Origin of the sequence: Bradyrhizobium sp. WBOS08, assembly GCF_024585125.1 — a bacterium.
GTDB lineage: Bacteria > Pseudomonadota > Alphaproteobacteria > Rhizobiales > Xanthobacteraceae > Bradyrhizobium > Bradyrhizobium japonicum_B.
Genome location: NZ_CP028988.1, coordinates 5,100,573 through 5,124,954, shown reverse-complemented (window position 1 = coordinate 5,124,954; position 24,382 = coordinate 5,100,573). Strand labels below are relative to the sequence as shown.

Genomic DNA, 24,382 nt, shown 5'->3' with positions numbered 1-24,382 from the left:
TTCGCTGCAATGCATCATGGCACCAATGAGCACGATCAAAACCGTCTGTGTCTATTGCGGCTCCGGCCCTGGAACCAATCCCAACTTCATCGAGGCGGCGAAAGCGCTCGGCAAGGCGCTGGCGGATAGCAAGATCCGCCTCGTTTATGGCGGCGGCTCGCTCGGGCTGATGGGGGCGGTCGCAACCTCCGTGCTCGATCACGGCGGCATGGTCACCGGCATCATCCCCGACTTCCTGCGGATGCGCGAGAATGCGCTGACGCGCGTGCAGGAGATGGTCGTCACGCCCGACATGCACGAGCGCAAGCGGCTGATGTTCGAGCGCTCCGACGCGTTCGTCGCCCTGCCCGGCGGCCTCGGCACGCTCGAGGAGCTGGTCGAGCAATTGACCTGGCAGCAGCTCGGCCGTCACGCCAAGCCCGTGCTGCTCGCCAATATCGACAATTTCTGGGAGCCGCTGTTCTCTCTGGTGGCCCACATGCGCCAAACCGAATTCATCCGCGCCGGTCTCACCGTCGATATCCTCAAGGCCGACAAGGTCGAGGAGATCGTTCCGCGATTGCGCGCCGCCGCTGCGCAGATTCCTGACAGCCAGCGCGATCTTGCGCCCGACGTGGCGCGCCGGCTGTAGGCCGCGCGCTATCCTTGCGGAAACGTCACCGCCTCGATGCGGTTGCCGTCGGGATCGACGACGAAGGCCGCGTAGTAGCGCACGCGATCGTGCGGGCGGATGCCGGGCGCACCGTCGGAGGCCCCGCCCGCCGCGAGAGCCGCGGCATGAAACGCATCGACCTCGTCCGTCGTCTTGGACCGCAGGCAGATGTGCACGCCGCTTTCCGGGGGCACGCGAGGCATCGTCTCGCGTAAGTTGATCCAGAACTCCGGATAGGCCTTGCCGAAGCCCACCGTCCGCGGCCGGGTGACGAGACGCGTCAGGCCGAGCGCTGCGAGCGTGGCCTCGTAGAACTTTGCGGCGCGATCGAGATCGCTAACGCCGACGGAGATGTGGTCGATCATGCCCCTGCCCTCTCCTCCTCGTCATTGCGAGCGCAGCGAAGCAATCCAGAAATGCATCCGCGGAGGCAGTCTGGATTGCTTCGTCGCAAGGGCTCCTCGCAATGACGGCGTTTGTAGCACCGCCGTCGCCTACGTCGGCGCGGCCGACTTCACGAGCTTGTAGATCACCGAATCCATCAGCGCCTGGAACGAGGCGTCGATGATGTTCGGGGAGACGCCGACCGTGGTCCAGCTGTCGCCGTTCTCGTCCTCGCTCTCGATCAGCACGCGCGTGACCGCGGCGGTGCCGCCGTTGAGGATACGCACCCGGTAATCGATCAGCCTCAAGCCCTCGATGTATTTCTGGTACTTGCCGAGGTCCTTGCGCATGGCGACGTCGAGCGCGTTGACGGGGCCGTTGCCCTCGGCCGCAGAGATCAGGTGCTCGCCGGCGACGTCGACCTTCACCACCGCGAGCGCCACGGTGACGCGCTCGCCGAGCGCGTTGTAGCGCTGCTCGACATTGACGTCGAACTGCTCGACCTCGAAATAATGCGGCACCTTGCCGAGCGTGCGACGCGCCAGCAGCTCGAACGAGGCGTTGGCAGACTCGTAGGCGTAGCCTTGCGCCTCGCGCTCCTTCAACTCCTCGACGAGGCGCGTCAGCTTCGGATCGCTTTTCTCGTAAGCGATGCCGGCCCGCTCGAGCTCGGCGATGACGTTGGATCGTCCGGCCTGGTCCGAGACCAGCACCTTGCGGTGATTGCCCACCGTCTCCGGCAGCACGTGCTCGTAGGTCTGCGGGTCCTTCAGCACCGCGGAGGCATGAATGCCGGTCTTGGTGACGAAGGCGCTCTCGCCGACGTAAGGAGCATGCCGGTTCGGCACGCGGTTGAGCATGTCGTCGAGCGTGCGCGAGACCTTGACGAGGGTCGCCAGCTTCTCCGTCGTGACGCCGATCTCGAAGGAATCGGCAAAACCCTGCTTCAACTTCAGCGTCGGGATCAGCGAGCAGAGATTGGCGTTGCCGCAGCGCTCGCCAAGGCCGTTCAGCGTGCCCTGGATCTGCCGCGCGCCGGCCCGCACCGCGGCGAGCGAATTGGCCACCGCCTGCTCGGTGTCGTTATGGGCGTGGATGCCGACGTGATCGCCGGGGATGTGCTTCGTCACCTCGGTGACGATGGCCTCGACCTCGTCAGGCATGGTGCCGCCGTTGGTGTCGCACAGCACCACCCAGCGCGCGCCTGCATCAAAGGCGGCCTTGGCGCAGGCCAGCGCGAAAGCGGCATCTTCCTTGTAGCCGTCGAAGAAATGCTCGCAATCGAGCATGACCTCGCGGCCGGCGGCCTTCGCGGCCGCGACGCTGTCGCGGATCGAGGCGAGATTCTCTTCCTTCGTCGTCTCCAGGGCGACGCGCACCTGATAGGCCGAGGCCTTCGCCACGAAACAGATCGCATCCGCCTTCGCTTCCAACAGCCCGGCCACGCCCGGATCGTTCGAGACCGAGCGCCCGGCCCGTCGCGTCATGCCGAACGCGGTGAAGCGCGCATGATCGAGCTTGGGCTTGCTGGCAAAGAACTCGCTGTCGAGCGGATTGGCCCCGGGATAGCCGCCCTCGACATAGTCGATGCCGAGATCATCCAGCATCGCGGCGATGACCTGCTTGTCTTGAAGCGTGAAGTCGACGCCGTTGGTCTGCGCGCCGTCGCGCAGCGTGGTGTCGAACAGATAAAGGCGCTCCTTGCTCATTGCGGCGCTCCGAGCGTCTTCTTCATCGTGGTGTTGGCGAGCCATTCGTCGTTGACGGTGACGCTGTTGCGCTGCTGGGCTGTGTAGCCGCGCTTGGCGAAGAAGCCCTCGGCGGTGTCGCTGGCGTCGACGGTGAGGCTTTGCGCGCCGCGGCCGCCGGCAAGCTTCTCCAGCGCGTCGATCAGCATGGCGGCGATGCCGTGCCCGGCCACGGCCGGATGCACATAGAGCATGCGGATGTGGTCGTTGCCGCGCAGCGACGCAAAACCGACCGGCGAGCCTTCGATGGTCGCGATCAGCGTCAGGTCGGCCGCGAGCCGCTTGCCGAACTCTTCGCCTTCCGCGAGCTCCATCCAGGCCTGCTGCTGCGCTTCGCTATAGTCCTCCCCGGTCAGCTCTTCGATGCTGGCGGTGAAGATCGCGGCAAGCAGCGGCACGTCCTCGGGCAGGAACGGCCTAAGTGCGGGCTTTGGCAAAGTCTGTCCCATCGTCCTCACCACATCCCATAGAGCTTGAGCACCAGCGCCACGGCGCCCGCGAGCAGCGCGATCTTCAGCGCGATGTAATAGATCCAGTGCCGCGGGAAAGGCGTGTCGGGCCGCTTCATCGCGCAATCTCCCACGTCGTTCCTTCCCTGGAATCCTTGATCGCGACGCCCATGGCGGCGAGCAGATCACGGATGCGGTCGGATTCCCCAAAGTCCTTGCGGCTACGGGCGGCAGTCCGCTCAGCGATCAGGCGCTCGACCTCCCTGGCATCAACGCCACTCGCCTGCTGCTTGCGGCCCTCCCACTGCGCAGCGCTCTCGGACAGGAAGCCGAGCAGCCGCAGCGAGCCCGCCAGGGCGCTCACGTCTCCGCCGCGCAGACCATGCAGTGCCGCGATCGCCAGCGGCGTGTTGAGATCGTCGAGCAGCGGCTCGACGACGGACGCAGCCGGCTTGCCGGGCTCGACGTCCGCCGCGATGCGATACCAGTCGTCGAGCGTCTTGGCGCTCTCCTCCAGCGACTTCAAGGTCCAGTCGATCGGCGAACGGTAATGCGTCTTCAGCATGTTCAGGCGCAGCACCTCGCCCGGCCAGTCCTTCAGCAGCTCGTGGATCGTGATGAAGTTGCCGAGGCTCTTCGACATCTTCTCGCCCTCGACCTGGAGGAAGCCGTTGTGCATCCAGTAGTTCGCCATGCGCTCGCGATGGAACGCGCAGCAGGTCTGCGCCACCTCGTTCTCGTGGTGCGGAAACACCAGATCGATGCCACCGCCATGAATGTCGAAATGCTCGCCGAGATGCTTCCAGGCCATCGCCGAGCACTCGATGTGCCAGCCCGGACGGCCCTCGGCCTTGATGCCGGCCGGCGAGGCCCATGACGGCTCGCCGGGCTTCGACGGCTTCCACAGCACGAAATCCGTCGAATCCTTCTTGTAAGGCGCGACATCGACGCGCGCGCCTGCGATCATCTCGTCGAGTGACCGCTTCGAAAGCGTGCCGTAGCGCGGCAGCGAGGAATTGGCCGCGTTCATCGCCTGCGGCGAGAACAGCACGTGGTCCTCGGCGACATAGGCGAAGCCGCCCCTCACCAGCCGTTCGATGATCTCGCGCATCTCGGCGATGTGCTCGGTCGCGCGCGGCTCGACGCTGGGCCGCAGGCAGCCCAGCGCATCGACGTCGGCATGAAACTGCCGGCCCGTCTCCTCCGTCACCTTGCGGATCGCCTCGTTCAGCGCCAGGCCGGGGAAATCGCGCGCGGCACGGTCGTTGATCTTGTCGTCGACATCGGTGATGTTGCGGACATATTTGACGTGCGCCTCGCCGTAGGTGTGACGCAGCAGCCGGAACAGCACGTCGAACACGATCACCGGCCGCGCATTGCCGATATGGGCGAAGTCATAGACGGTCGGCCCGCACACATACATGCGGACGTTGCTAGCATCGAGCGGCACAAAGGCGCGCTTGTCCCGGCTCAGCGTATCGTAGAGGCGCAATTCCATGACAACCCATCCCTTGCGGCCGGGCGTCCAAGGCTCTCAACGTGTTTGAGAAAAGACGGCTCCAGCCAGCGAATCGCTAGCTCGTAATCTCGCGGCAAATGGCGCAAATGGCGAGGAGACCGTTCATGCGGAACATATGGGCCATCAGGCGCCCCTGCGTCAAGAGAGCCGCGAAAGCCCCCGTTTTGTCTCCCGCAAGGCTGGTCCGTCCTGAGGGTTCACGATCCCCTAACCATTTGAGCCCATTCTGGAACCGGCAGTTCCCCTTTTTTGCCCCGGTGCCTTTTCATGCGATTCTTGCCCGCGCTCATTGCCAGCGCCTTCGTCTTCGCCGCATCCAACGCCTGCGCCGAGACCCGCGTCTTCATCATCGCCAACCAGGCCAGCGGCTACGGCGTCGACCAGTGCCTGGCCAAAGGTGTCAAATGCGGCGCCTCCGCCGCGCGCACCTATTGCCAGTCACGAGATTTTGCCCAGGCATCAGCCTATCGCCGGGTCGATCCCGACGAAATTACCGGCTCCGTCCCCAAATCCGGCACAAATTGCTCCCATGGCCATTGCGACGAATATGTCGCAATCACCTGCCAGCGCTGAATTTGCTCGGAGCTGGCGCAGCTTAGGCCGGTCTATTGGTCCCCGAAACGACGTGACGATGCCGCAGGAAGCGGCTATTGGGAGGGCGCGCTTCGGCCCTCCAAGTCAAGTTGGAAAGTCACATTGGGCCGTGACCTCGCTAGAATGGCGGATATGCCTGAATTCCTGTCTCCCTCCCGTGCTCGCTGTCTCCTTGCCTGCACCGTGCTGTTGAGCACGGCCGTGCTCGTCACCGGTGCTTTCGCGCAGGCCGGTCCGCCCGGACCGCCGCCGCAAGCGGGCCAGAACGGCGTCGGGCCGAATCCGATGTGCGTGCGCCTGGAGGGCCAGCTCGCCGCGCTGGATCGCGGCGGCGGTGGCGACCCCGCGCGCGAGGAGCAGGTCCGCCGCTACCAGGATTCCCAGACCCGCCAGCAGGCCGAGCTCGACCGCGTCACCATGCAGGCCAAGCGCATGGGCTGCGATTCCTCCGGCTTTTTCTCGCTGTTCAGCGGCCAGTCGGCGCAATGCGGCCCGGTCAACACCCAGATCCAGCAGATGCGCGCCAATCTGGACCAGATCACCGGCAATCTCGAGCGCCTGCGCGGTGGCGGTCCGGGCGGCTTCAGCCCGGAACGCGACGTTCAACGCCGCTCGGTGCTGGCGGCGCTGGCGCAGAACAATTGCGGCCCGCAATATGCGGCGGCGGCGCAGCAGCAAGGCGGCGGCAACTTCCTGAGCAATCTGTTCGGCGGCAATAATCCGAACAATCCGCAAGGCATGCCGCCGTCCGATCTCGGACCGCAATCCGGCACCTTCCGCACCGTGTGCGTCCGCACCTGCGATGGCGCCTATTTCCCGGTCTCGTTCGCGACGGTGCCGGCGCGCTTCCCCGACGACGAGAAGACCTGCAAGGCGCTGTGCCCGGCCGCGGAAGCCGTGCTCTACACCCACCGCAATCCCGGCGAAGACATGAACTCCGCGGTCTCGATCAGCGGCCAGCCCTATACGGCGCTGCCGACCGCGTTCAAGTTCCGCAGCGAGTTCAATCCGTCCTGCTCCTGCAAGGCCGCAGGACAGACCTGGGCGGATGCGCTGAAATCCGCCGACGACAAGGCCGCGGCCGAGCAGCAGGGCGACATCATCGTCACCGAGGAGAGCGCCAAGAAGATGCAGCAGCAGCGGCTCAACAAGGGCACGCCTGCCAATGCCAAGAAGGGCGCCGCTCCCGCGCCGACGACCGCGAATGCACCGGCTGCAACGCCGCCGGCGGATGCGGCCTCCGCGACCTCGTCGGAGAACAAGCCTATCCGCTCGGTAGGCCCGACCTTCCTTCCGCAGCAGCAGAAGTAGCGTAAGGCGCCCGCTCTCGTCTCAACGGTCATGCCCCGCGCAGGCGGGGCATCCAGTATTCCGCGGCGGGAATTGTTGTTCGATAACGTCCGCCGCGGAGTACTGGATCATCCGGCTTCGCGGATGATGACAGCAAACTCCTGAGCGCCATCGCCCGCCTCCCACTCACCCCTCGAACGCGTCGATCGAGGCCTTGCTCGCGCGCGACACCAGCGCTTCGTCCGCCGCAGGCAATGCTTCACCCTTGTCGCGAAAGCGGTTGGTGATGGGATAGCGGCGGTCGCGGCCGAAATTCCTTCGCGTGACCTTCACCCCCGGCGCGGCCTGGCGGCGCTTGTATTCGGCGACGTTGAGCAGATGGTCGATGCGGGTGACGATCTCGCGGTCGAAGCCGGCGGCAATGATCCGGTCCAGCGGCTCTTCGCGCTCGACCAGGCGCTCCAGGATGGCATCGAGCACGTCATAGGGCGGCAGCGAATCCTGATCGGTCTGGTTCTCGCGCAGCTCCGCGGTCGGCGGCCGCGTGATGATGTCGGGCGGGATCACCTCGCCGGCGGGTCCGAGCGCGCCGTCCGGCTTCCAGCCGTTGCGCAAGCTTGCCAGCCGGAACACCTGCGTCTTGTAGATATCCTTGATCGGATTGAAGCCGCCGTTCATGTCGCCATAGAGCGTAGCATAGCCGACCGACATCTCGGACTTGTTGCCCGTCGTCACCACCATCAGGCCGGTCTTGTTGGAGATCGCCATCAGGAGCGTGCCGCGGGTGCGGGCCTGGAGATTCTCCTCGGTGACATCAGGCGGCAGATTCTTGAACAGGCCCGAGAGAATGGTCTCGAACCCGCTGACGGCTTCCGCGATCGGCAGCACCTCGTAGCGGATGCCGAGATGGCCGGCGAGCTCGCCGGCGTCGGCGATCGAGTGCGCCGCCGTGTAGCGATACGGCAGCATCACGCCATGCACCTGATCGGCACCGAGCGCATCGACCGCGATCGCCGCGCACAAAGCTGAATCGATGCCGCCGGAAATGCCGAGCAGCACGCCGGGAAAGCCGTTCTTGCCGACATAGTCGCGCAATCCCAGCACGCAGGCAGCGTAATCGGCCTTGTCGCCTTCGGGCAGCGTAGCGACCGGCCCCGCGCAGCGCCAATCCTCGCCATTGCGGGTGAAGCGCAGCGTGACGATGCTGTCCTCGAATGCCGGCAATTGCGCCGCGAGCGACAGATCGCCGTTGAGTGCGAAGGAGGCGCCGTCGAACACCAGCTCGTCCTGGCCGCCGACCTGGTTGAGATAGACCAGCGGCAGCCCGCTCTCGGTGACACGGGCGACCGCGACCGACAGGCGCACGTCGTTCTTGCCGCGGGCGTAAGGCGAGCCGTTCGGAACCAGGATGATCTCGGCGCCTGTCTCGGCCAGCGTCTCGACCACGTTCTCGTAATCCTCGGACTCCTCCAGCCAGATGTCCTCGCAGATCGGCACGCCGATGCGCACGCCGCACACGGTCACCGGGCCCGCAGCGGGCCCGCGCGAAAACAGCCGCTTCTCGTCGAACACGCCGTAATTCGGCAGGTTGCATTTGAAGCGCAGGCTCGCGATGCGGCCGTCGTCGAGCAGCGCGCAGGCATTGTAGAGCTTGCCCTCCTCGACCCAGGGCGTGCCGACCAGCATGGCAGGCCCGCCATCGGCGGTCTCGCGCGCGAGCGCTTCCACCGCGGCGCGGCAGGCGGCCTGGAAGGCCGGCTTCTGCACGAGGTCTTCCGGCGGATAGCCGGCGATAAACAATTCCGGAAACAGCACGAGATCGGCGCCATCGGCGATCGCTCGTGCGCGCGCCGCCCGCGCCTTGGCGGCATTGCCCGCGATGTCGCCCATGGTCGGATTGAGCTGGGCGAGCGTGACCGCGAATGCGTTGAGACGTTCGGTCATCGGGCGCTCGCTTTCACCTCTCCCGAAGGGAGAGGTCGAATTGCATCAGAGATGCAATTCGGGTGAGGGGTTAAGGTCTCTCGTGGGAAATCAGCCCCCTCGCCCGATTTGCGCTCGACGATGCTCCGCATCGCGAGACGAAAATCGACCTCTCCCCGTTGGGGAGAGGTGAAGGAGCCTCGGACACCCACGCTCCGAAGGCTAGACGAAACCCAACCGCTCGACGATGGCGAAAATCCAGAACGCACCGGCCATGAGCAACGCCACGCCGACCGCCGCCGAGCCCATGTCCTTGACCCGGCCGATCTGCTTGTCGTGGTCCATGGTCAGCCGGTCGGCGAGCTTCTCGATCGCGGTGTTGAGCAGCTCGACCGTCAGCACGAAGGCGACAGAGCACACCAATTCGACCGCGCGCATCGCGGTCGCGCCGATGAACCAGGCGAGCGGCACCGACAGCAGAAGCGCAAAGATCTCCTCGCGGACGGCCTGCTCCGATTTGAACGCAAAGGCCAGACCGTTACGGGAATTGATCGTGGCCTTCCAGATCCGCAGCAAGGTGTCAGAGCCCCGCTGCGACCGGCATCGGCTGGGCCTTGCCGGCGCGCTCCTGCTTGAGCAGCTCAGCGACCAGGAAAGCCATGTCGATGGATTGCTCGGCATTGAGACGGGGATCGCAGACCGTGTGATAGCGGTCGTTGAGGTCCTCGTCGGTGATCGCGCGGGCGCCGCCGAGGCATTCGGTGACGTCCTGGCCCGTCATCTCCAGATGCACGCCGCCGGCATGGGTGCCTTCGGCGGCATGGATCGCGAAGAACGACTTCACCTCGGACAGGATGCGGTCGAAGGGCCGCGTCTTGTAGCCGGACGTCGAGGTGATGGTGTTGCCGTGCATGGGATCGCAGGACCAGACCACCACCCGGCCCTCGCGCTTGACGGCGCGGATCATGTTCGGCAGGTGCTCGCCGATCTTGTCGGAGCCGAAGCGGCCGATCAGCGTCAACCGGCCCGCCTCGTTGTCGGGGTTGAGCACGTCGATCAGCTTCAACAGCTCGTCGGGCTTCAGCGACGGGCCGCACTTCAGCCCGATCGGGTTCTTGATGCCGCGGAAATATTCGACATGGCCGTGGTCGAGTTGGCGGGTGCGGTCGCCGATCCAGATCATGTGGCCGGAGGTCGCGTACCAGTCTCCGGTGGTGGAATCGACGCGGGTCAGGGCCTGCTCGTAGCCGAGCAGCAATGCCTCGTGGCTGGTGTAGAAATCGGTGGCGCGCAGCTCCGGATGGCTCTCGAGATCGAGGCCGCAGGCGCGCATGAAGTTGAGCGCGTCCGAGATGCGGTCGGCCAGCTCCTTGTAGCGGCGGGACTGCGGGGAATCCTTGAGGAATCCCAGCATCCATTGATGCACGCTGCCGAGATTGGCGAAGCCGCCGGTGGCGAAGGCGCGCAGCAGGTTGAGCGTCGCGGCCGACTGGCGATAGGCCATCAGCTGGCGCTGCGGATCGGGGATTCGCGCTTCCCTGGTGAAGGCGATGTCGTTGACGATGTCGCCGCGATAGCTCGGCAGTTCGATGCCGTTCACCTTCTCCGTCGGCGACGAGCGCGGCTTGGCGAACTGACCGGCGATCCGGCCGACCTTCACCACCGGCACCGCGCCGGCATAGGTCAGGACCACCGCCATCTGCAGCAGCACGCGGAAGAAGTCGCGGATGTTGTTGGCGCCGTGCTCGGCAAAGCTCTCGGCGCAGTCGCCGCCCTGAAGCAGGAAGGCCTCGCCGGCCGCAACGCGGCCCAAGGCCTTCTTCAGGTTGCGCGCCTCGCCCGCGAACACCAGCGGCGGAAAGGTCGCAAGCTGCGCCTCGACGTCGGCCAGGGCCTTGGCGTCGGGATAGTCGGGCACCTGTAGCACCGGCTTGCTGCGCCAGGACTCGGGCGTCCACCGCTCGGACATCGCAATCTCTCCGTGAAGCAAAAAGCACAACCTGATCTAGGGGTTGTGAGCGCCGCCTTATACACAGGCTCGTTCCGCCCCGCCAGTTGTAAATCCGTTTGGCGTCGCAAGCCCTTGCGGCGAAAGCCAAATTCGCATTTGCTGGGAAAGCTTGAGGAAACTGGCAAATACCTTCTGGCCATGGGCGCGGCATTGGACGACGTTTTCATCGACGAGATCAGCTTCCCGGCGGCCGACGGGTATGGGCTCACCGGCACCCTGTTCCTGCCGCGGGGTGCCAAGCGCCACGCCGTGCTGATCAACTCGGCGACCGCGGTCCCGCGCAAGATCTATCGCGGCTTTGCTTCCTACCTCGCCCATCGCGGCTGCGCGGTGCTCACTTACGACTATCGCGGCATCGGCGATTCCCGCCTGCCGGCGATGGTCGGCTACAACCAGCCGAAGTCGCTGGTCGGCTTCAAGGCCTCGATGTCGGACTGGGCCGCGCTCGACGTCACCGCCGCGGTGCGCTGGATGCGCGAGCGGTACAATACGCTGCCGCTCGCCTATATCGGCCATTCCTTCGGCGGCCAGGCGCTCGGGCTGATCGAGAACAATACCGAGATCTCGCGCGCGGCCCTGGTGGCCTCACAGGCCGCGACCTGGCGGCTGATGACCTCACCCGAGAAGTACCGCGTCTTCGCCTTCATGAACCTCATCGGCGTACCTCTGGCCCACACGCTCGGCTATGCGCCGGGCTGGGCCGGAATCGGCGAGGATCTGCCCAAGGGGGTGTTCCTGCAATGGGCCGAGTGGGTCTCGAGCCCCCGCTATCTCTTCGATTCCAAGCTGCCGGCGCTGGACAATTTCACCAGGTTCAAGGGCGAGTTGCGCGCGCTGTGCTTCTCCGACGATCCCTGGGCGACGCGGCCCGCGGTCGAGCTGCTCACGAGCGGGTTCTCCGCGATCAAGCCGGAGGTGCTGACCGTGAAGCCGTCCGAGGTCGGCGCCAAGGCAATCGGCCATTTCGGCTTCTTCCGTCCCGAACACCGCGACACGCTCTGGCGCGGCGTCGCGGAATGGGTGCAGGGGGAGTGAGACCGCGTCAGCGAATGATGGTCGTGAGCGACGAGTACCGCCTGTTCGGTTTTGCATCGCCCGGCGCGAATTGCGCGAATGCCTCGCTGACGCGGACCGCCGGCGGCGTGTCGCTCGCAAACCGAAACTCCTTCGGCCGCGGCGCGTAGAAGCTGGCGCGGTAATAGGCGTCATCGAAGCGCGCCTCGCCGACCCCGAACAATGCGTCACAGACCAGCAGGAATGCGTAGACTCCTGCGACGGCTGCGACGGTCTCCCTGAGAACTGCCATGCCCATAGCCCTGCCCTTTTGCAGGCAGGATGCAGACCGGTTCCAAAGACCCGGTTTAAGGCGCCGGGCTTCTTGTCCGCAGGCTTTGCCGCCGCTGAACGGATTGCAGACAATTTTATCGATCCTGCAAAAAAAGAGCCCGCCGGATCGGAGGATCAGGCGGGCTCCAGGCTTGGCCGCTCGGGAGGTCTCAGGCGGCCGGATTCGTCAGTGGTGGGCGGCTTTCTCGCGATGGCCGCTCTCGCTGAGGCGGTCGACCCAGGCGATTCCGACCGCGGAGACGATGAAGGTCATGTGAATCAGCACCTGCCACATCACCCCGCTCTCGGTGAAATTGCTGCGCGTCGTGCCGAGATTGCCGGCCTCGATGAAGGTCCTGAGCAGCGAGATCGAGGAGATGCCGATGATCGCCATCGCGAGCTTGATCTTGAGCACGCTGGCATTGACGTGACCGAGCCATTCCGGCTCGTCGGGATGGCCGGTGAGGTTCAGCCGTGAGACGAAGGTCTCGTAGCCGCCCACGATCACCATGATCAGCAGGTTCGAGATCATGACCACGTCGATCAGCCCGAGCACGACCAGCATGATCTGCTGCTCGCTGGCGTCGAACGAATGCAGGACCAGGTGCCAGAGCTCCTTCAGGAACAACAGCACATAGACGGCCTGGGCGACGATGAGGCCGACATAGAGCGGCAATTGCAGCCAGCGCGAGCCGAAGATCAGCTTCGGAAGCAGGCCGACCGGCGGCAGCGGCGCGGCCGGCGCCGAAGGTGCTTTGGGTTCAGACGTCATTGATCACTCCGGGTTGCAAGCAGGCATGCTGCCTCAGAGACTCGCGATGACAGGCGCGAGCTCGAGCGAACCCCGATAGATCATCTCGAAGGCGACGTAAATGATGATGGCAAGACCGACATAGGCGACCCAGCGCTGCTTCTGGAGCACGCGGCCGAGCAGATCGGCGGCGACGCCCATCATCGCGACCGAGAGCAACAGGCCGAAAGCGAGGATGTAAGGGTGCTCGCGCGCGGCGCCCGCGACCGCGAGCACGTTGTCGAGCGACATCGAGACGTCGGCTGCAATGATCTGCAACGCGGCCTGGCCGAAGGTCTTTGACTGCACCGGGGCAGCGTCCTGGCCGCCGCCGTGGCTGAAGGCGAGTTGCCGCGAATGCGCAGACTGCTCGCGCAGCTCGCGCCACATCTTCCAGCACACCCAGAGCAGCAGCACGCCGCCGGCAAGCAACAGGCCGATGACCTGCAGCAGCTGGGTCGCGACGCCGGCAAAGGCGATGCGCAGCGCGGTGGCGGCAGCGATGCCGACGATGATGGCGCGGCGGCGCTGCTCGGCCGGCAGTCCCGCTGCGGCAAGGCCGATGACGACGGCGTTGTCGCCGGCGAGAACGAGGTCGATCAGGATGACTTGGAACAGCGCGGTCAGCGCTTCGGCGGTGATGAGTTCAGTCATGATTGATCATTCCTAGAGGCCGACGATTCGAGCCAATGCGGCTTGCGGCGCTCGATCCAGTCGAAGACTTTTGAACGGGAGGTGCGTAGCGCAGGGACGTCCTCGGCGAGCAGAGCCAGGCCGAGCGGCAGCATCCAGACACCGAGAATTGGAAGGAAGGACAACACGCCGCCGAAGATGAGCAGCGCGCCCGAGGGAATTCTGACCCAGCGGCTCGACGGTTTGAGCAGATAGGTGACGGTATCGCCCATGCGCGGCGGCAGTCGATCGACGAGCTTGTCGAGGCGCGGGTCACCCCCCGCCAGCTCACTGGCGGGACCCGCGGCCTCACGCGTACGCCCGTTCGATGCTTCGCTCATGCTTACTCCTCTGTGGCGAATTGCCGTTCGGCGCGCACCTGACGCGACGGGATCGGCTTCGCGCGCGGCAGCGCCAGCGTCAGCAGGCGCAACAATTTGATCGCCTGCACTTCGTGGGGATGGACGTCCTGGTCGGCGGCCGCGACCCGCTGCGACAGTTCCATCAGATGTGACGACAACGGCATGTCCGAGACCGGCCGCAGCGTGTCGATCACGACATTGGCGAAATCCGGCTCCTCCAGCCGTTCGGCGAGTGCGTCGAACATTGCAAACAGCCTCTCGTCGTCGAGATGCGGCGCCAAGCCGCGATCCCTGATGAACCGGATCACCTCGTCGCGCTCGACCGGCGAAACCTGCCGGTCGGCCACGGCGACGAGCGCGCCGGCTATCACCAGCGCGGCCGCGGCCTGCTCGTTCAGGCTGGACGGCTCTGCGATCTCGATCTCGATGGGATTTGAATGCTTGGCGTCAGACATCGTTGCTCCCTTGGTCTTGCGAAATGGCCGCACGGAGCTGCGATGGGGGTCGACGGAGTCGGAGAGAACATCAGGGGCCCGACGATCGGCCATCCATCGCATTCGCGCGGGACAGGTCATCCGACATCACGAGGTTTGCCGACATTGTCGGCGTCCTCGCCAGAGGGGCCCGGATTCTTGTTCGCACCAGAAATATAGGTGCGTCTGTCGGAATCAAGGCAAAATGACTGCGACCAGCCGCCGCATCGGTTCCATATCTGTCGGAACGCGCCGTGGGAGCGACACTTTCCAAACCCGTCATCCGGGCGTCAGATCTGCATGCATTGGCACTGCAATGCGAGCCTCGACTGATGACTGCCTGGCGATCGACGCCGCAACATATGATGTCAGCTTGCTTAAGAGCGAACCGTCACGCGTTCACCCCTGACAAGCGCTTCACCGCCTTGCGTGCGACGTCGTCAAAGTCGGACGGTTGCAGATGACCCTGCGCGTAAGCTTGCTGCGTCAGTCGCTCGATGCGCCTGTCTTCGGCGGTGGACCATCGGCGGGCGGCTCGATCAGCGTGCCGTCGGACGCATCGGGTTCATAGCTGGCCATTCTAGACAGACTGCGAGCCACATCTTGTTCCAGGGCCACGGGCAAAAAGCGGACGTTGCTTGGCTAGCCTATTGAATGACTGCCGGCCCGAAATTTGTACCGGGCCGGCAGTTCTTTTTGCTCAGCGACGATTGAGTGCATCAACGCCTGCCTGACAGACGACGGCGTCCTGCGGTCCAGTCCCACCGCTGCAACCGATCGCACCGATGAGTTTGCCTTCAAGGATAACTGGCAGGCCGCCAGGTGAGGCCACTAGAGTGCGGTCGAGTGTCATCACGTAGTTATGACCGGGCTCGGTGAGATCGAACAGGATCTTGGTGTCACGCCGAAACTGAGCAGCGGTACGCGCCTTGTTTTGAGCGATTGATGGCGATGCGAGCATGGCGTCATCCATCTTCACCAGGTGGGTCAAATCTCCCGATGGAGAGACAACAGCAACAGACATTTTCCAGCCGCGCTTGGCGGCGTCAGTGACTGCGGCGTCTACCGCTTGGCGGGCTAACTCCATCGATATAGGCGTGCCATAAGGGATATCCGCGGGCATCTTCTCTGGCACGCCCGGCGGAAGCGGTTGTTGCGCCAATGCTGCTCCGATCGGGATCAAAGCGCATGCGGATAACAATCTTGCAAGAATACGAAATCCCACTGAACTTCCTCCCTTGTCTTGGAATAACCAAAGATTGCAATCTTAGCGAAGTACCAGCGAATTGACGAGTGCTGCCGGAGACGATGATCCGCTTCGGGTCAAAATGCGAAGAACTCAACCTGAGCAAATCTGGTCGCCATGCCTCACTGAGCGGACCTCAACGGAGGTGCGCTGCTACTTCGCCGATGGGTCAAAAGCGGACGTGGCAGCATCTGAATGCTCGGTCCGATCGATCGTGCGCCGCGCGTGGCAACGATACTGATCGCTGATTGTGATGTCGGTCACGCCATCCGCACTGATCTCGAACCCATCCGATTTGCGTAGCCACCAACGGATGTCTGAACTCAAACTCCAAAAGGACAAAACCATGATGACCAAGACGCTGTTCGTCGGCCTTCTTACAGCCGGTTTTCTCTCCGCATCTTTCGCGGTTGATGCACAAGCAGACCCACGTCATTCCCAGCAGGTGAAGAACGGGGGAATCAGCCAGCTCGGCACGCCCCAGAATGGTGCCCGGGCGGGCTCCATGGATAGCTGGCCGCAGACCATGGACGAACTGACCAACGCCTATAATTGTGGTCCGTATGCGGACAAGGAGGCGGCCAAGAAGTGCAAGAAGTGAGCGCTTTTTCTTGACCGTTACAGTGCTGCAGAGGGGGTCAGCTCCACGCTGACCCTTTCTTCTTTGGCAATAACGCCGTGGCTACCACAACTTGTCAGTGACCGCGACGCTCGTCCTGCGGCCGTATGCACTGGCAGAACCCGGCGGGCAGCTCGCCAGCGGTCAGGAACCTCATGCAGGCCAATGAGTTACTGCACATCACGGCATCTCCCGACAGGATACACTCATGTGCCGCTGGATCGCATACCGGGGCGAGACGACGTCGTTCGAGCCTTATGTCACCGAACCCGAGCATTCCCTGGTCGCGCAGAGCATCCGCTCGCTGCAATCGACGGCGGGCTCGAACGGCGACGGCTTTGGTCTCGGCTGGTACGGCGAGCATCCGGAGCCCGGCCTCTATCGCGAGACGCGACCGGCGTGGTCGGACGAAAATTTGCGCTACCTCTGCCGGCATCTGCGCTCGCATTTGTTCTTTGCCCATGTGCGCGCCGCCACCGGCACTGCGGTGACGCGGCAGAATTGCCATCCGTTTGCCTGCGGGCACTGGATGTTCATGCACAACGGATTCGTCGGGAGCTGGAATCGTCTGCGGCGCAAGGTTGAGGCGCTCATTCCCAACGACTATTACCCCTCGCGGCTGGGCACGACAGACTCAGAAGCCGTGTTCCTGGCGATGATGGGCGCCGGCCTCGACAGCGATCCGCTCGAGGCGACGCGGCGGGTGCTGCAAGCGCTCGTCGGTCTCGTCAATGAAGGCCACTTGCGCGAACGGCTGCGCTTCACCAGTGCGATCGCCAACGGCAGGGACCTCTACGCCTTCCGCGTCGCGGTCAACGACGCCGCGAACACGCTCTATTTCCGTGAGGACGGCGGCCAGGTCATCGTCGTGTCCGAGCCGTTCGACAAGGAATCGGACTGGATCGAGGTGCCTCCCAATCACGCCTTGATCGCGCGTGCATCCGAGAGCGCAAAGATTGTTCCGTTCGAGCTTGCAATTTCCAGTGAGAGCGATGCGGAACCGGTTCCGGTCAAAAGGATTATCGCCCGCAGATAGTGCCTTTGCCGGGTGGCCAAATGTCAATCGCTTCCGACGTTTTGAAACTGCTGCGTCTCGAGTCTTCCGACGACAAGCAGCACGTCGTCATCCGTTCCGCCGGCGGACGCGGCAAGGCCACCGACTATTCCTTTGGCATCGAGGAGGAGTATTTCCTGGCCGACCGCCGCAGCCTCGAAGTCGCGATCCAGACTCCCAACGAGCTGTTCGAATCGGCGAACTGGTCGACCGGCGGCCAGGCCATGCGCGAGATGCTGCAATCCCAGCTCGAGGTCGCCACCAACGTTCACGTCGACGTTAACGATGCCCGCGAGGAGCTGCGCTTCCTGCGGCGCGAAGTCGCGAACGTCGCCGCGCAATATGGCTTCGCGATCATGGCCTGCGGCACGCACCCGACGGCGGTGTGGCGCATGTCGCAGCCGAGCCCGAAACCGCGCTATGAGGAGATGATCGAGGATCTACGCAGCATCGGCCATCGCAACATGATGTGCGGCATGCATGTGCATGTTCAGCTGCCGGATCCCGAGAAGCGCATGGCGGTGATGCGGGCGATGCTGCCGCACCTGCCGCTGTTCATCGCGCTGTCGGCATCCTCGCCGTTCTGGGCGTCGCACAAGACCGGGCTGAAGGGCTACCGGCTCGCCGCCTATTCCGAGCTGCCGCGCACCGGCCTGCCCGAATTGTTCGAGAGCCGGCGGGACTACGACGAATATGTCGGCGCCTTGCAGCGCTCCGGCGTCATCCCCGACGAGAGCCACATCTGGTGGGCGATGCGTCCTTCGATGCGGCACCCGACGCTCGAGCTGCGTGCGCCCGACACCTGCACCTTCGTTGACGATGCCGTTGCCATCGCCTCGCTCTATCGCTGCCTGACGCGTCACCTCTATCTGCGGCCTCATTTGTCGAAGGAGGTCACGGCGGTCGACCGCGCCATCGCGGTGGAGAACAAATGGCGCGCCCAGCGCTACGGGACCGATTGCATCTTCGCCTCCCGGGAAGGACCGGTCACGATTTCGGAGATGCTCTCCCGGATCATCGACGCCACCGCCGAGGACGCCGACCTGCTCGGGTGCACCGCCGAGATCGAGCATTGCCGCGTTATCGTCGACCGCGGCAGCTCGGCCGAATTCCAGCTTCGCGCCTATCGCGACAACGGCGACGACATCACAGCCGTGTCACGATGGATTGCTACGTCTACCCTGTCCGGAACGAGCGCGCCTGTCCAACGCAGCGCTCCTGCGCCGTCATAGCGCCTGCGCAAGCTTTGCGAACGAGAACGTCATTTCTGAATTTGGCAGGCCGTGGGGGAATGAATGACTGACATCACCTGGTGCACCGGTTGCGGCCACAGCCTGGTTCCGATCCTGTCCGAGAACGACCGCGCGCGGCCGAGCTGCTTGTGGTGCGAGGGCGTCGATGCGCGGACCATGGAGATGGCAAAGTGGGCGGACAGCCCGGCCGGCAAGCCGGATCGGGCCGCGCCCCGCGCCTTCGATTGAGGCGCCCTCCGCGTCAGGCCCGCGCTACCAGGCGCGGACGGAACGCGGATTCGGCGGCGGGTGAAAGCGCCGCGACCGGCTTTCGCGCCGGCCGGCGCCGCGGGATGAAGAAATTGTTCACGAGGATCGGCTCGTGATCGCCGAGCGCGATCCGCTCTTTCGCGAGCAGGCTCATGACAGCGCGCATCTTGATGACTTCCTGCGCCACGAAGCTGCAATCCTCGTCGCGGTTGATCTGCTCATGCATGATCGCCTCGGCTTCGCGCATGCTGACGCGAAGCGCCCTGATGGTTCTGCGAATTTCGCTGATACGGTTGTCCATGGCCGCCTCCATCTCGGAGACAGCATAAGAACAAAACATGAACAATCTGTCAATCGCCGCGAGGCCTAGATCCGACGATTTCGCTCATCCCAAGACCCCCATCTCAAGGCCCGCAGCGCACGCGCTTTCCCCGACGCGCTGCACGCACTGGCGAAGCTTGCTGACAAATTAGACAGCGCCGTCGCGCCCCAGAAGCACGCGCCCCCTCGCACCGGCGCCTGACGATCAGACCCAGCCATCGATCTAACGTCCCGTGCAACCATCGAATTTTCTTCTGCACAGGCACGCCTGCATCGCCGCGCCGGGCTCGCTTGACGCTTCGTCAACCGACTGGCCCAAAATTCGCAATGACGTTGCGAGCGAAGCAACGGCGCAGAGCGGAGAACGTCATGAATGTGCATGCTGCGGGCGATCTCAAGACGATCGGCCTGACTCATCCGAACGGCGCGCCGCTTCGCCTCAACATGCAGGACTTCGTCGCAATCGATCGCGACCGGAATGCGAAGTTCGAGGCGACGTATCGTCCGCAAACGCTCTACAATCGCGCCAACGAAGGCTTTCACGCCAACAACGAAACCTTCCTGCTGCACGAAGTCGCGACCAATCTGCCGATCTACCGTCCCGACACCGGTCCCACCGATTTCCATCTGCATCTTCCGCCCGGCGGCTTTCAGCTCGTGCTGGTCACCTCGGGCGCTTTCACCTTCGACTATGACGGGCGTTTCTATAATGTCGGCCCCGGCGCGGTGATGCTGCAGAGCGCGATCGTGCACCGCCAGCTGTTCTACACCTGGTCGGGTCTGTCGACCGACGAGAGCCTGAAGACGCCCCAGACAGTGGTGCCCGACCCGATCTCGATGGGCTATTCGGGCAAGTTCCTCGAAGCCTTCATCACCGATCCCACCACCTTTCCGAACCCGACCATCGTGGGTCCGGACCAGATCAACGAGGCCGAGACGCCGCGCGTGGCCTGGAGCCACAAGCTGCACGACCGGCCGGCCGATGCCGGCTTCTGGCTGCAGGATCCGCTGGCGCTGGATGCGCTGTTCAAGCCGCTCACCGATGGCTCCGTCAAATCGGCCATGCCGGTTTATCTGCGCGATATCGGCATCGAAGGCCCGAGTGGCCGTCTCGTCACCGGCCACATCATCGCAACCGATCCGCGCGGCCAGTCGCTGCTGCCGAAGAGCACGTCGATCGCCGCCGATGCGACCTGCTTTGCCAAGGGCGAGGTCGTGATCTACCGCGTCATTCGCGGCTTAGCCGAATTCAGGAAGAGAGCCGGCGAGACCTTCGAGCTTGCCGCCGGCGACGTCGTGACGGCGGGTAAGGATTCGATCAGTCTCGTCGGCCTCGGCGAAAATACCCAGTTGCTCCGCCTCGGCCTGCTCAAGGGCATGAACGAGCTGCGCAGCTGGACGCCTGCGCAGCGTGACGAGATCGACGGCCTTGCCGGTCAGATCATCACCCACAGTGATATCCGTCCGCTGCGGACCGAAGGCAAGCCGGTCGGGTATCTGTACGGCTGAGTGGGTGCGGCTTGGTCAAGTCGACGGAAGCCGCTGGTCCACCTCTCCCGTAGGGAGAGGTCGGATTGCATCGCAAGATGCAATCCGGGTGAGGGGTTGCGATGTTACTGGTTGCCGGCGCCCCCTCACGCGGATTGCTCCGCAATCCGACCTCTCCCCGCTGGGGAGAGGTGAACTCCGAGCAGCCGCCTCGCCAGATCACTAATCGGGCCCTACTCCGCCGCCGGGCGCACGTGCCGCGCGGTCGGCGTGCGCATGGTGACGAGCTCCTCGGCCGCGGTCGGATGCAGCGCGATCGTGGCGTCGAAATCGGCCTTGGTCGCCTTCATCTTCACGGCGATCGCGACGGCTTGCGTGATCTCGGCGGCGGCATCGCCAACGATATGGCAGCCGAGCACGCGATCGGTCGCACCGTCGACCACGAGCTTCATCAGCACGCGGGTGTCGCGGCCCGACATCGTCGCCTTGATCGGGCGGAACGTCGTCTTGTAGATGTCGACGTGGCTGAATTGCGCGCGCGCCTCGGTCTCGGTCAGCCCCACCGTCCCGACCTCCGGCTGCGAGAACACGGCGGTCGGGATATTGGCGTGATCGACCCTCACCTCGCGCTTGCCGAACACGGTATCGGCGAAGGCATGGCCCTCGCGGATCGCGACCGGCGTCAGGTTGAAGCGATGGGTGACGTCGCCGATCGCGTAGATGCTGTCGACCGAGCTCTTCGAGAAAGGGTCGACCGCGATGCCGCCGTTGGCGGGATTGATGGCGACACCGGCCTTCTCCAGCCCGAGATTGGCCACCGCCGGATGGCGGCCGATCGCGAACATCACCTGGTCGGAGGCGAGGCTCGATCCGTTCGACAGATGCGTGGTGAACTCCTCGCCGTGGCGATCCACCTTCGCCACCGTGCAGCCGGTTAGGATGGTGATGCCCTGCTTCTCCATCTCGGCCCGGACATGGGCGCGGACGTCCTCGTCGAAACCGCGAAGGATGTTGTCGCCGCGATAGACCACGGTGACGTCGGAGCCGAAGCCGGCGAAGATGCCGGCGAATTCCAGCGCGATATAGCCGCCGCCCTGGATCACGATCCGCTTCGGCAGCTTCTTCAGATGGAACGCCTCGTTGGAGGAGATCACGTGCTCGATGCCGCGGATCGCGGCCCCATGGTTGGGCGCGCCGCCGGTGGCGATCAGGATGTATCTCGCGGTGATCTTGCGGTCGTTCTCGAGCAGACGGACGGTGTGCTTGTCCTCGATCACCGCGCGGCTCTTGACGATCTGCGCGCCGGACTTCTCGACATTGGCCGTGTAGGCCGCCTCCAGCCGCGCGATCTCCTTGTCCTTGTTGGCGATCAACGTCGCCCAGTCGAAGCTCGCGGGCGGAACGGTCCAGCCGAAACCGGCGGCATCTTCCAGATCCTGCCGGAAGTGCGAGCCGATCACGAACAGCTTCTTCGGCACGCAGCCGCGGATCACGCAGGTCCCGCCCATGCGGTACTCTTCCGCGATCGTCACGCGCGCGCCGTGACCGGCCGCGATGCGGGCGGCACGCACGCCGCCCGAGCCACCGCCGATAACGAAGAGGTCGACGTCGAATTCAGCCATTGTCCACTCCGACCTCTCATTCATGGTCCGATCCCGGAGGGCCGTGCCAGCGCAAAGCGTGCAGCGGTCTTCCGAGAGGACCATGCTCAAACAACAACCTGAAGCGCGATGACGCGCTTGAGGAATTCCCTGTCAGATAGGATCTGTCAGATTTCCTTGCCACGCTTGCGCATCTCGGCGCGGAAGGCCCCCATCACGGTCTCAGAGAAGGTCTGGGCCCAGGAATTGATGAAGTTCATGCTGAGCCCGATGGCGCGCGGCTCGGCGTCGAGCAGCTTCTTGCCCAGCGGCGACTTGTAGAAGACGACGAGATCCTTCAGCTCCTGCTCGGTGAACTCGCTGGCATAGATCTGCGCCATGCCCTCGCCGATCTCGTTCTGGCGCCCGTTGAGCTGCTGGGCCACGATCGGGGCGACCTCGTTGAGGTCCTTCTGGTAGTTGAGGTTCTGCTGGATCAGCGCATTCTTGGTCTTCTCGACGAGGCCCGGCACGGCGCCCGCATACATCCCGCTGGCGTTCTTGATCTGCAGGATCTCCTTGGCGGCCGCAATAGCCCCAGGCGAAGCCTTCGACTGGGCCGGCGCCGCGGGCGCCTTCTGCTGCGCCACGGCCGGGACGGCCGCGAGGGCCAAGCCCGCAGCGAGCGTCGCGGCCGGCAAGAATTTCAAAAAGCTCTTCATTCCTAGTCTCCTTTCGGCTTGCGCCGTTCAATCACGCGGATTCCCTCGCCACCTGCCAGAACGGCAGAGCTGGCCAAGCCGATGAACAATCCATGCTCGACGACGCCGGGGATCGCGCTCAGCGCCTTGGCGAGGCTGGCAGGATCCTCGATCCGCCCAAGCTGGGCATCGATGATCCAGTGGCCGCCGTCGGTGACGAAAACGTGGCCGTCCTTGCCCTTGCGGACCGCCATTTGCCCGGAAACGCCGCATTCGGCGAATGCCTTCTCGATCGCGCGGCGCGTCGCACCGAGGCCGAACGGGATGACCTCGACCGGCAGCGGAAACTTGCCGAGGGTCGGCACCCATTTGCTGTCGTCGGCGATCACGATCATGCGATCCGAGGCCGCCGCCACGATCTTCTCGCGCAGCAGCGCGCCGCCGCCGCCCTTGATCAGGTTGAGCGCGGGATCGATCTCGTCGGCGCCGTCGACCGTGATGTCGAGATGGTCGATCTCGTCGAGCGTGGTCAGCGGCACGCCGCAACGCGTCGCGTCCAGGCGCGTCGCCTCGGAGGTCGGCACGCCGATCACCTTCAGCCCGGCGGCGACGCGCTCGCCGAGCAGCTCGACGAAATGCTTGGCGGTCGAGCCGGTGCCGAGCCCGAGCTGCATGCCGTCCCGCACCTCCTCGAGCGCGCGGGCGGCAGCCTGTCGCTTCAACTGGTCCATGTTCACGTTGCGCCCGCCTCTGAATTCGTGAGCCGCCGACAGCGACCGTTTTCGGCGGCTTATGTAGCCTCGTTTTCCGCGCGGGAACAGGCCTATAAGGTGATCTTATGGGCCCGCCCCTTGCGTGGACGCGACCGGACCGGTAGCGCTTGGATCATGACCTCCCCACACACCATCGTCTTCGATCTCGACGGCACGCTCGTGGATACGGCGCCCGACCTGATCACCGCGCTGAACTACGTGCTCGACCGCGAAGGGCTGCCGCCGGTGCCGATGGCCTCGGCCCGCAACATGATCGGCGCCGGCGCCCGCAAGCTGATCGAGCGCGGGCTGGAGGCGGAGGGCCGCACCGTCACGCCCGCCGACATGGACCGGATGACCGCGGATTTCATCGCCTATTATGCCGATCATATCGCGGTCGAATCCCGCCCCTTCGACGGGCTCGAAGCCGCGCTCGACCAGTTCTCGGCTCAAGGCCACCGCCTCGCGGTCTGCACCAACAAGCTGGAATGGCTCTCCAAGCGGCTGCTGGACCAGCTCGACCTCAGCCGCCGCTTCGCGGCGATCTGCGGCGCCGACACTTTTGGCGTCCAGAAGCCCGATCCGACCATCTTCCGGGAAACGGTGGCGCGGGCCGGCGGCGCGGTCAAAGCCAGCATCATGGTCGGCGATGCCGGAACCGATGTCGGGGTAGCCCGGCGGGCCGGGGTGCCGGTGATCGGGGTCAGCTTCGGCTACACGGACGTGCCGATTGCCGAGCTAAAGCCTGACCGGCTGATCCATCACATGCGCGACCTGCCGGCTGCCGCCAGCAGCCTGATGACCGCATAACGCCGTCAACCTCATGAAATAGCTGGTTTATTCTCACGCGCCCCCGCATTAACCATTCGTTGACTATGCGCCGCCCGCCGGTTGCCTGCCTCAAACGACACTCCTAAGGTCGGTGC

General features: G+C 64.5%; 27 protein-coding genes. 10 read left to right on the top strand and 17 right to left on the bottom strand.

Annotated elements, in window-relative coordinates; all coding sequences use genetic code 11:
• Positions 1 to 25: 25 nt before the first annotated feature.
• Entirely contained in the window at positions 26 to 631 is a 606-nt protein-coding gene (locus DCM80_RS23915; RefSeq protein ID WP_028135672.1) for a TIGR00730 family Rossman fold protein, read from the top strand.
• A gap of 8 nt (positions 632 to 639) precedes the next feature.
• Here DCM80_RS23915 and DCM80_RS23910 read toward each other — a convergent pair whose 3' ends face one another.
• From DCM80_RS23910 to cysS, 4 genes are all read right to left on the bottom strand, one after another.
• The gene (locus tag DCM80_RS23910; protein WP_257194007.1) at positions 640 to 1,017 is read right to left on the bottom strand and encodes a VOC family protein; all 378 of its coding nucleotides are present in this window, start codon (positions 1,015 to 1,017) and stop codon (positions 640 to 642) included.
• A gap of 129 nt (positions 1,018 to 1,146) precedes the next feature.
• Positions 1,147 to 2,745 carry a citramalate synthase gene (gene cimA / locus DCM80_RS23905; RefSeq protein ID WP_257194006.1) on the bottom strand — a complete coding sequence of 533 codons (1,599 nt, stop codon included), beginning with the start codon at positions 2,743 to 2,745 and terminating at the stop codon, positions 1,147 to 1,149.
• On the bottom strand, positions 2,742 to 3,233 hold the full coding sequence (locus DCM80_RS23900) for a GNAT family N-acetyltransferase (RefSeq protein ID WP_257194005.1): 492 nt from the start codon (positions 3,231 to 3,233) through the stop codon (positions 2,742 to 2,744). Before DCM80_RS23900 ends, cimA begins: the two co-directional genes overlap by 4 nt.
• Positions 3,234 to 3,348: 115 nt before the next feature.
• Positions 3,349 to 4,731 (bottom strand): cysteine--tRNA ligase, encoded by a 1,383-nt coding sequence (gene cysS, locus DCM80_RS23895; RefSeq protein WP_257194004.1) that lies wholly within the window; start codon positions 4,729 to 4,731, stop codon positions 3,349 to 3,351.
• A gap of 288 nt (positions 4,732 to 5,019) precedes the next feature.
• On the opposite strand from cysS, the gene DCM80_RS23890 reads away from it, so the two are divergent.
• Together DCM80_RS23890 and DCM80_RS23885 are read left to right on the top strand one after the other, a co-directional pair.
• Entirely contained in the window at positions 5,020 to 5,325 is a 306-nt protein-coding gene (locus DCM80_RS23890; RefSeq protein WP_257194003.1) for a hypothetical protein, read from the top strand.
• A gap of 144 nt (positions 5,326 to 5,469) precedes the next feature.
• Positions 5,470 to 6,657, top strand: coding sequence for a DUF2865 domain-containing protein (locus tag DCM80_RS23885; RefSeq protein ID WP_257194002.1), 1,188 nt, complete (start codon positions 5,470 to 5,472; stop codon positions 6,655 to 6,657).
• Between the two features lie 165 nt (positions 6,658 to 6,822).
• On the opposite strand, the gene DCM80_RS23880 is transcribed toward DCM80_RS23885, so the two are convergent.
• The 3 genes from DCM80_RS23880 to DCM80_RS23870 all read right to left on the bottom strand — a co-directional run bounded on the left by DCM80_RS23880 (position 6,823) and on the right by DCM80_RS23870 (position 10,528).
• Positions 6,823 to 8,580, bottom strand: coding sequence for an NAD+ synthase (locus DCM80_RS23880; RefSeq protein WP_257194001.1), 1,758 nt, complete (start codon positions 8,578 to 8,580; stop codon positions 6,823 to 6,825).
• Between the two features lie 201 nt (positions 8,581 to 8,781).
• Entirely contained in the window at positions 8,782 to 9,135 is a 354-nt protein-coding gene (locus DCM80_RS23875) for a diacylglycerol kinase (protein ID WP_257177762.1), read from the bottom strand.
• A 4-nt stretch (positions 9,136 to 9,139) separates the two neighbouring features.
• Complete coding sequence (locus tag DCM80_RS23870; RefSeq protein ID WP_257194000.1) at positions 9,140 to 10,528, bottom strand: class II 3-deoxy-7-phosphoheptulonate synthase; 1,389 nt, start codon at positions 10,526 to 10,528, stop codon at positions 9,140 to 9,142.
• A 180-nt stretch (positions 10,529 to 10,708) separates the two neighbouring features.
• On the opposite strand from DCM80_RS23870, the gene DCM80_RS23865 reads away from it, so the two are divergent.
• Positions 10,709 to 11,605 (top strand): alpha/beta fold hydrolase, encoded by an 897-nt coding sequence (locus DCM80_RS23865; protein WP_257193999.1) that lies wholly within the window; start codon positions 10,709 to 10,711, stop codon positions 11,603 to 11,605.
• A gap of 7 nt (positions 11,606 to 11,612) precedes the next feature.
• Here DCM80_RS23865 and DCM80_RS23860 read toward each other — a convergent pair whose 3' ends face one another.
• The 6 genes from DCM80_RS23860 to DCM80_RS23835 form a co-directional block, all read right to left on the bottom strand.
• Positions 11,613 to 11,876, bottom strand: a complete 264-nt coding sequence (locus DCM80_RS23860) for a hypothetical protein (RefSeq protein WP_257193998.1) — start codon at positions 11,874 to 11,876, stop codon at positions 11,613 to 11,615.
• A gap of 207 nt (positions 11,877 to 12,083) precedes the next feature.
• The gene (locus DCM80_RS23855) at positions 12,084 to 12,668 is read right to left on the bottom strand and encodes a TIGR00645 family protein (protein WP_257177758.1); all 585 of its coding nucleotides are present in this window, start codon (positions 12,666 to 12,668) and stop codon (positions 12,084 to 12,086) included.
• A gap of 33 nt (positions 12,669 to 12,701) precedes the next feature.
• On the bottom strand, positions 12,702 to 13,340 hold the full coding sequence (locus tag DCM80_RS23850; protein WP_257193997.1) for a TerC family protein: 639 nt from the start codon (positions 13,338 to 13,340) through the stop codon (positions 12,702 to 12,704).
• Positions 13,337 to 13,699, bottom strand: a complete 363-nt coding sequence (locus tag DCM80_RS23845) for a hypothetical protein (protein ID WP_257193996.1) — start codon at positions 13,697 to 13,699, stop codon at positions 13,337 to 13,339. The genes DCM80_RS23850 and DCM80_RS23845 overlap by 4 nt, the downstream gene beginning before the upstream one ends.
• Before the next feature lie 2 nt (positions 13,700 to 13,701).
• Positions 13,702 to 14,175 (bottom strand): TerB family tellurite resistance protein, encoded by a 474-nt coding sequence (locus tag DCM80_RS23840; RefSeq protein ID WP_257193995.1) that lies wholly within the window; start codon positions 14,173 to 14,175, stop codon positions 13,702 to 13,704.
• A gap of 718 nt (positions 14,176 to 14,893) precedes the next feature.
• A complete protein-coding gene (locus DCM80_RS23835; protein ID WP_257193994.1) occupies positions 14,894 to 15,418 on the bottom strand; it encodes a heme-binding protein in 525 nt (174 codons plus the stop codon).
• A gap of 367 nt (positions 15,419 to 15,785) precedes the next feature.
• On the opposite strand from DCM80_RS23835, the gene DCM80_RS23830 reads away from it, so the two are divergent.
• The 4 genes from DCM80_RS23830 (at position 15,786) to DCM80_RS23815 (ending at position 18,593) form a co-directional block, all read left to right on the top strand.
• Positions 15,786 to 16,040, top strand: a complete 255-nt coding sequence (locus tag DCM80_RS23830; RefSeq protein ID WP_257193993.1) for a hypothetical protein — start codon at positions 15,786 to 15,788, stop codon at positions 16,038 to 16,040.
• A gap of 226 nt (positions 16,041 to 16,266) precedes the next feature.
• On the top strand, positions 16,267 to 17,094 hold the full coding sequence (locus DCM80_RS23825) for a class II glutamine amidotransferase (RefSeq protein WP_257193992.1): 828 nt from the start codon (positions 16,267 to 16,269) through the stop codon (positions 17,092 to 17,094).
• Positions 17,095 to 17,114: 20 nt separating this feature from the next.
• Positions 17,115 to 18,344: a carboxylate-amine ligase gene (locus tag DCM80_RS23820; RefSeq protein WP_257193991.1), complete on the top strand. Its 1,230-nt coding sequence runs from the start codon at positions 17,115 to 17,117 to the stop codon at positions 18,342 to 18,344.
• A 63-nt stretch (positions 18,345 to 18,407) separates the two neighbouring features.
• A complete protein-coding gene (locus tag DCM80_RS23815; protein WP_028135649.1) occupies positions 18,408 to 18,593 on the top strand; it encodes a hypothetical protein in 186 nt (61 codons plus the stop codon).
• Positions 18,594 to 18,606: 13 nt separating this feature from the next.
• On the opposite strand, the gene DCM80_RS23810 is transcribed toward DCM80_RS23815, so the two are convergent.
• The gene (locus DCM80_RS23810) at positions 18,607 to 18,915 is read right to left on the bottom strand and encodes a hypothetical protein (protein ID WP_257193990.1); all 309 of its coding nucleotides are present in this window, start codon (positions 18,913 to 18,915) and stop codon (positions 18,607 to 18,609) included.
• 389 nt (positions 18,916 to 19,304) lie between these two features.
• On the opposite strand from DCM80_RS23810, the gene DCM80_RS23805 reads away from it, so the two are divergent.
• Positions 19,305 to 20,444, top strand: coding sequence for a glucuronate isomerase (locus DCM80_RS23805; RefSeq protein ID WP_257193989.1), 1,140 nt, complete (start codon positions 19,305 to 19,307; stop codon positions 20,442 to 20,444).
• 212 nt (positions 20,445 to 20,656) lie between these two features.
• Here the strand turns inward: DCM80_RS23805 and gor are convergent, their stop codons facing one another.
• The 3 genes from gor to rpiA all read right to left on the bottom strand — a co-directional run bounded on the left by gor (position 20,657) and on the right by rpiA (position 23,441).
• A complete protein-coding gene (gene gor, locus DCM80_RS23800) occupies positions 20,657 to 22,045 on the bottom strand; it encodes a glutathione-disulfide reductase (RefSeq protein ID WP_257193988.1) in 1,389 nt (462 codons plus the stop codon).
• 146 nt (positions 22,046 to 22,191) lie between these two features.
• Positions 22,192 to 22,725 carry a DUF2059 domain-containing protein gene (locus tag DCM80_RS23795; RefSeq protein ID WP_257193987.1) on the bottom strand — a complete coding sequence of 178 codons (534 nt, stop codon included), beginning with the start codon at positions 22,723 to 22,725 and terminating at the stop codon, positions 22,192 to 22,194.
• Between the two features lie 2 nt (positions 22,726 to 22,727).
• Positions 22,728 to 23,441, bottom strand: a complete 714-nt coding sequence (gene rpiA / locus DCM80_RS23790) for a ribose-5-phosphate isomerase RpiA (RefSeq protein WP_028135645.1) — start codon at positions 23,439 to 23,441, stop codon at positions 22,728 to 22,730.
• Positions 23,442 to 23,591: 150 nt separating this feature from the next.
• On the opposite strand from rpiA, the gene DCM80_RS23785 reads away from it, so the two are divergent.
• Positions 23,592 to 24,266, top strand: coding sequence for an HAD family hydrolase (locus DCM80_RS23785; protein ID WP_257193985.1), 675 nt, complete (start codon positions 23,592 to 23,594; stop codon positions 24,264 to 24,266).
• Positions 24,267 to 24,382: the final 116 nt, after the last annotated feature.

Coding starts and splice junctions, on each gene's coding strand:
- DCM80_RS23915 (WP_028135672.1), top strand. CDS start 26: ATGAGCACGATCAAAACCGTCTGTGTCTATTGCGGCTCCGGCCCTGGA.
- DCM80_RS23910 (WP_257194007.1), bottom strand. CDS start 1,017: ATGATCGACCACATCTCCGTCGGCGTTAGCGATCTCGATCGCGCCGCA.
- cimA (WP_257194006.1), bottom strand. CDS start 2,745: ATGAGCAAGGAGCGCCTTTATCTGTTCGACACCACGCTGCGCGACGGC.
- DCM80_RS23900 (WP_257194005.1), bottom strand. CDS start 3,233: ATGGGACAGACTTTGCCAAAGCCCGCACTTAGGCCGTTCCTGCCCGAG.
- cysS (WP_257194004.1), bottom strand. CDS start 4,731: ATGGAATTGCGCCTCTACGATACGCTGAGCCGGGACAAGCGCGCCTTT.
- DCM80_RS23890 (WP_257194003.1), top strand. CDS start 5,020: ATGCGATTCTTGCCCGCGCTCATTGCCAGCGCCTTCGTCTTCGCCGCA.
- DCM80_RS23885 (WP_257194002.1), top strand. CDS start 5,470: ATGGCGGATATGCCTGAATTCCTGTCTCCCTCCCGTGCTCGCTGTCTC.
- DCM80_RS23880 (WP_257194001.1), bottom strand. CDS start 8,580: ATGACCGAACGTCTCAACGCATTCGCGGTCACGCTCGCCCAGCTCAAT.
- DCM80_RS23870 (WP_257194000.1), bottom strand. CDS start 10,528: ATGTCCGAGCGGTGGACGCCCGAGTCCTGGCGCAGCAAGCCGGTGCTA.
- DCM80_RS23865 (WP_257193999.1), top strand. CDS start 10,709: ATGGGCGCGGCATTGGACGACGTTTTCATCGACGAGATCAGCTTCCCG.
- DCM80_RS23860 (WP_257193998.1), bottom strand. CDS start 11,876: ATGGCAGTTCTCAGGGAGACCGTCGCAGCCGTCGCAGGAGTCTACGCA.
- DCM80_RS23855 (WP_257177758.1), bottom strand. CDS start 12,668: ATGACGTCTGAACCCAAAGCACCTTCGGCGCCGGCCGCGCCGCTGCCG.
- DCM80_RS23850 (WP_257193997.1), bottom strand. CDS start 13,340: ATGACTGAACTCATCACCGCCGAAGCGCTGACCGCGCTGTTCCAAGTC.
- DCM80_RS23845 (WP_257193996.1), bottom strand. CDS start 13,699: ATGAGCGAAGCATCGAACGGGCGTACGCGTGAGGCCGCGGGTCCCGCC.
- DCM80_RS23840 (WP_257193995.1), bottom strand. CDS start 14,175: ATGTCTGACGCCAAGCATTCAAATCCCATCGAGATCGAGATCGCAGAG.
- DCM80_RS23830 (WP_257193993.1), top strand. CDS start 15,786: ATGATGACCAAGACGCTGTTCGTCGGCCTTCTTACAGCCGGTTTTCTC.
- DCM80_RS23825 (WP_257193992.1), top strand. CDS start 16,267: ATGTGCCGCTGGATCGCATACCGGGGCGAGACGACGTCGTTCGAGCCT.
- DCM80_RS23820 (WP_257193991.1), top strand. CDS start 17,115: ATGTCAATCGCTTCCGACGTTTTGAAACTGCTGCGTCTCGAGTCTTCC.
- DCM80_RS23815 (WP_028135649.1), top strand. CDS start 18,408: ATGACTGACATCACCTGGTGCACCGGTTGCGGCCACAGCCTGGTTCCG.
- DCM80_RS23810 (WP_257193990.1), bottom strand. CDS start 18,915: ATGGACAACCGTATCAGCGAAATTCGCAGAACCATCAGGGCGCTTCGC.
- DCM80_RS23805 (WP_257193989.1), top strand. CDS start 19,305: ATGAATGTGCATGCTGCGGGCGATCTCAAGACGATCGGCCTGACTCAT.
- gor (WP_257193988.1), bottom strand. CDS start 22,045: ATGGCTGAATTCGACGTCGACCTCTTCGTTATCGGCGGTGGCTCGGGC.
- DCM80_RS23795 (WP_257193987.1), bottom strand. CDS start 22,725: ATGAAGAGCTTTTTGAAATTCTTGCCGGCCGCGACGCTCGCTGCGGGC.
- DCM80_RS23785 (WP_257193985.1), top strand. CDS start 23,592: ATGACCTCCCCACACACCATCGTCTTCGATCTCGACGGCACGCTCGTG.